Here is a 4,023-nt window from a genome sequence, read left to right on the forward strand (position 1 = left end):
TTCCGCAGTAGCTCAGTGGTAGAGCTATCGGCTGTTAACCGATCGGTCGTAGGTTCGAGTCCTACCTGCGGAGTTTAGTCCAACAAAGACACTAGGAAACTGGTCAGGGCGGGAACGCAGCAGCCATAACTAGTGAAATTGTGTGGACTATTACATAGGACAAATTCTTTGTAAACTAACTTTCTTCAACAATATGTAACAGATCAATCACCATCCATATTTGTGGATGGTGATTTTATTTTTAGTAAACGAATAAAATTATAAAATGAAAGAAAAAAGCGCCAGTTAGACGCTTTGCAATGTTCTTAAGGAGTTCCTGTATATTATTAAAGGTTGTCTTAGATCGCAATGGACAAACATGGAGTTAAGGTAAATAAATTAATTAAATAATAATATATAGAAGGTGACAAAAATGGAAGCAATCGTCCTAGCAGCTGGATATTCCAGCCGTGCGAATGCATATAAAATGACTTTGCCTCTCGGGCAAATGACTGTATTGGAGCAAACCCTTTCAAAATTTGAAGGAATATGCAGCAGGGTCATCGTCGTAGCTGGGTTCCAAGCGGAAATCATCCAAGAGGAAATTGTAAAAATCAGAAGTAAGAATGTCTATTCATTTCAGATCAAATTTGTTTATAATGAAAACTTTAACCAGGGAATGTTTACGTCCATACAAAAGGGATGTAGAGAAGTAAATGCCTCAACCTTCTATATCACACCCGGAGATTGTCCTCTTGTTAAAAATGAGACTGTTCAGATACTTGCAGAACAAGAAGGGAATGTAGTTATTCCCAGCTTTAACTTTAAAGGTGGTCACCCTATCAAATTATCTAGTGAAGTGCAACAGAAAATTCTCGAAACCAATCCAGAAAGTAATCTGCGAGCGGTCCTGAGCTGTTTCGAAAAGAAATACATGAATGTAGATGACCCAGCAGTATTAATGGATGTTGATACCCAGGAGGATTACCAAATAGCCCTTGATTATTATGACAAAGCTTAAATAGAATTAGAAGGTTGCGTACTTTTATTGTATATGACATAACCAAAAATACCAGTTATCATGAGAACGGCACTAACGCTAAACATTCCTTGATATCCAAATAGAGAAGCAAAACCTCCGCCTAGCAAAGGACCAAATCCTTGCCCGATACTCGCTCCAATATAGAAAGTACTTGAAGCCACCCCCGTTCTTTGACTGCCTAATTTTCGAAGAGATTCTGCCTGCAGTGCAGGCTGCCCGATTCCCTGCCCAAATGCTTTAAAAATAGCCGCTAAAATGATCATCCATAGCGAATTGGCAAACCCTAATAACAATGATTCGATGCAGCCAAATAATAATGCAGGATACAAAATATAAGAGAGTCCCTTTCGGTCATATAACTTTCCTGATAGGGGTCTTATAAAAAGAAGAAACAATGCATTTACAGTGAAATAGATTCCCACTCCTTTTATATTACGTTCTGCTCCCAGTAAAACTAAAAAAGAGGTGACTAGCCCATTTCCTAAAGAAAACAAGCCCCCTATTAAAGAAAGCGGCAGGATCTCAAATGCAATAATATCCTTTAGACCGATTCTCTTATTTTTAACTGTTTTATTTCCTTTGAATGTATGATCCTTGGTTGAAACAAAAATCATACAAATCGATGCAATAAAAAGCAATGCTGCTGCCATCATGAAGATTTTGGGGATTCCGAATTGACTTGCCGCTTCTATCCCTATTCCAGGACCAATAGCAATCGCTATTATTTGACTAATACCAAAATAACCAATTCCTTCTCCCATCCTGTTTCTAGGTATAAAATCCGATATCCAAGCAAGGTTGGACGCAACGGTAATACTGAAACTGGCTCCATGCAAGATACGGAATAAAATCAGAAGCCCTATATTGGGTGATAGGCTGTAACCAATTGTTGCAATGCCATTGATGATAGTAGCAATAATCATGACATGTTTTTTATTGATCCGGTCTGTAAGAATTCCTCCAAATGGACCAATAACAAGCGCTGTAATCGCAAACAAACCAACGATCACTCACACCTGACATACCTAAGGATGCACCTAAATGAATAGCATATTCCGACAATAGGGGGGGTAACAAGATTAAAAGCCATTACTGAGAATGTTGATACACAATATGAAGATATAATTAAAATTCCATAATTTAGAAACCTCTAGTGACTCCTTATATCTATTTAGTTCCATTTAACATCTGCCCTTTAAGATTTTACGAGCTGGATCCATTTTCATCCTCTTTACTTGTAACAACATCATCCATTTATTAAAAAACATTTTTTATACGCTTACATTGATAATACTTAGTATACTGTATTGTCAATGTAATTTAAAAACATTTTAGAAGTTTCTGAATATGGGTTTGGTCTAAATTCGACGATTTTCAATCAAAAAAATGAAGCATCATAAATTCTTGAATGAAATGAATCATAAAATATGATTCTCATTTATAAAATCATAGGAAGAGGTTTCTATTGATTAAGTGTCTTCCTTTAAAAAAAAGAGTCGAAGGGTGTTGTTGGAATGAACCTAAAAGACATAAGCACCTCAGTGCCCAAAAAGGACCATGGTGGTAAAGTATCGGGCCAGCTGCCCTATATTAGTGACGTGAAAGTGGAAAATATGGTTTATGGTGTTTTGTTTCGTTCACCGATTGCTTATGGGAAAATTAAGTCGATACAGTTACCGAATCTTCCTGAAGGTTATGAAGCAGTTGGAGCAGAGCATATTCCCGGACCGAATTATGTCAAAATCATCAAAGAAGATCAGCCCATTTTTGCGAATGAATGGGTCAATTATATTGGAGAGCCGATTCTGATGCTCGTAGGAGATGACCTAGAAACTATTTACAGTTTGTTAAATGAAGTGAAGGTTGAATTTGAAGAACATCAGGCTATTTATACATTGGACGATGCCATCCAACAAAAGTCTGGAGCCGGGGTTACAATGGCAAGCTATGAGTTTGGGGAAAGCGTAGATGTCATTTCAGCAGTCGAGCAAAGTGCCCACCAAATAATCGAGGAGGAATATGAAACGGGTTATCAGGAGCATGTCTACCTTGAGCCACAAGGAATGCTCGCCATTTATAAGGATGATGAAATTGAAGTACAGGGTTCCATGCAATGTCTTTATTATATAAAAAATGCCTTACTAAGCGCTTTAGCCTGTGGTGACGATGAAGTCAGAGTGGTCCAAAGCCCGACCGGTGGAGGTTTTGGCGGTAAAGAAGAGTTTCCTTCAATGATGGCCTGTCACGTAGCGGTGGCGGCAAAAGCAGTCAAAAAATCGGTGATGCTTGTATTTGACCGTTCTGAGGATATGGTAGTGACCACGAAAAGGCATCCCGCTAAACTCAAATATCGAACGGCTCTAGATAAGGAAGGAAATATCTTAAGCCTGTGTGTTGATATCTATCTGGATGGCGGAGCGAATGTGGGTTTGAGTTCTGTCGTGCTGCAGCGCGCCTTAATCAACAGTGCCGGTGTTTATAAGATTCCGCATTTTCATGCAAAAGGCTATGTCTTAAAGACCAATACCGTTCCGAATGGCGCCTTTAGAGGCTTTGGTGCTCCTCAAAGCTTTGCCGGAATCGAAAGTCATATGGGGCATCTTAGTAAACTGGCAAATATCGAACCACTTGAATATAAACGAAAATACCTCGTCAAACAAGGAGACCCCACCATCACCAAAGGTATATTCCGCGACCCAATATTAGTCGGAGAAATGATTGAGGACCTTGTCAATTCGTCAGAATACAAAAAGAAAAAACAGGAGTTTCAAGTTTTCAATCAACAAAGTCAGCGCTATAAAAAAGGTATTGGAACTTCGTTGTTCCTCCATGGCTGTGGATTTACAGGCAGTGGCGAACGAGACCATATTAAAGCAACGGTGAAACTGTTTAAATCAAAGGACGGAAAGGTATCACTAAAAATCTCAAATTCTGATATGGGACAAGGCATTTTGACGACGCTGTCTAAAATTGTCGCTAAAGAACTAGACCTCCCGTACGAA

At 38.9% G+C, this 4,023-nt stretch carries 3 protein-coding genes, 1 tRNA gene and 1 other RNA gene; 4 read left to right on the forward strand and 1 reads right to left on the reverse strand.

Annotation, left to right across the window (positions count from 1 at the left end):
- Position 1 precedes the first annotated feature (1 nt).
- The 3 genes from V7659_RS03895 to V7659_RS03905 all read left to right on the forward strand — a co-directional run bounded on the left by V7659_RS03895 (position 2) and on the right by V7659_RS03905 (position 1,000).
- Positions 2-73 (forward strand) — tRNA-Asn (locus V7659_RS03895).
- Positions 73-156, forward strand: an RNA gene (gene ffs, locus V7659_RS03900) — signal recognition particle sRNA small type. The genes V7659_RS03895 and ffs overlap by 1 nt, the downstream gene beginning before the upstream one ends.
- Positions 157-412: 256 nt before the next feature.
- Complete coding sequence (locus tag V7659_RS03905) at positions 413-1,000, forward strand: nucleotidyltransferase family protein (RefSeq protein WP_335538246.1); 588 nt, start codon at positions 413-415, stop codon at positions 998-1,000.
- Here the strand turns inward: V7659_RS03905 and V7659_RS03910 are convergent.
- Positions 997-2,031 carry an MFS transporter gene (locus tag V7659_RS03910; protein ID WP_335538247.1) on the reverse strand — a complete coding sequence of 345 codons (1,035 nt, stop codon included), beginning with the start codon at positions 2,029-2,031 and terminating at the stop codon, positions 997-999. The genes V7659_RS03905 and V7659_RS03910 overlap by 4 nt on opposite strands.
- A 504-nt stretch (positions 2,032-2,535) precedes the next feature.
- Between V7659_RS03910 and V7659_RS03915 the strand changes: the two genes are divergently transcribed.
- A partial coding sequence (locus V7659_RS03915; protein WP_335538249.1) for a xanthine dehydrogenase family protein molybdopterin-binding subunit occupies positions 2,536-4,023 on the forward strand: 1,488 nt, incomplete at its 3' end.

The sequence above is a fragment of the Neobacillus drentensis genome (assembly GCF_036966985.1).
In the GTDB taxonomy this organism is placed as follows: Bacteria; Bacillota; Bacilli; order Bacillales; family Cytobacillaceae; genus Neobacillus; species Neobacillus drentensis_E.

Excerpts from the sequence above, each read along its gene's own strand:
- V7659_RS03905 (WP_335538246.1), top strand. The coding sequence starts at position 413 with ATGGAAGCAATCGTCCTAGCAGCTGGATATTCCAGCCGTGCGAATGCA.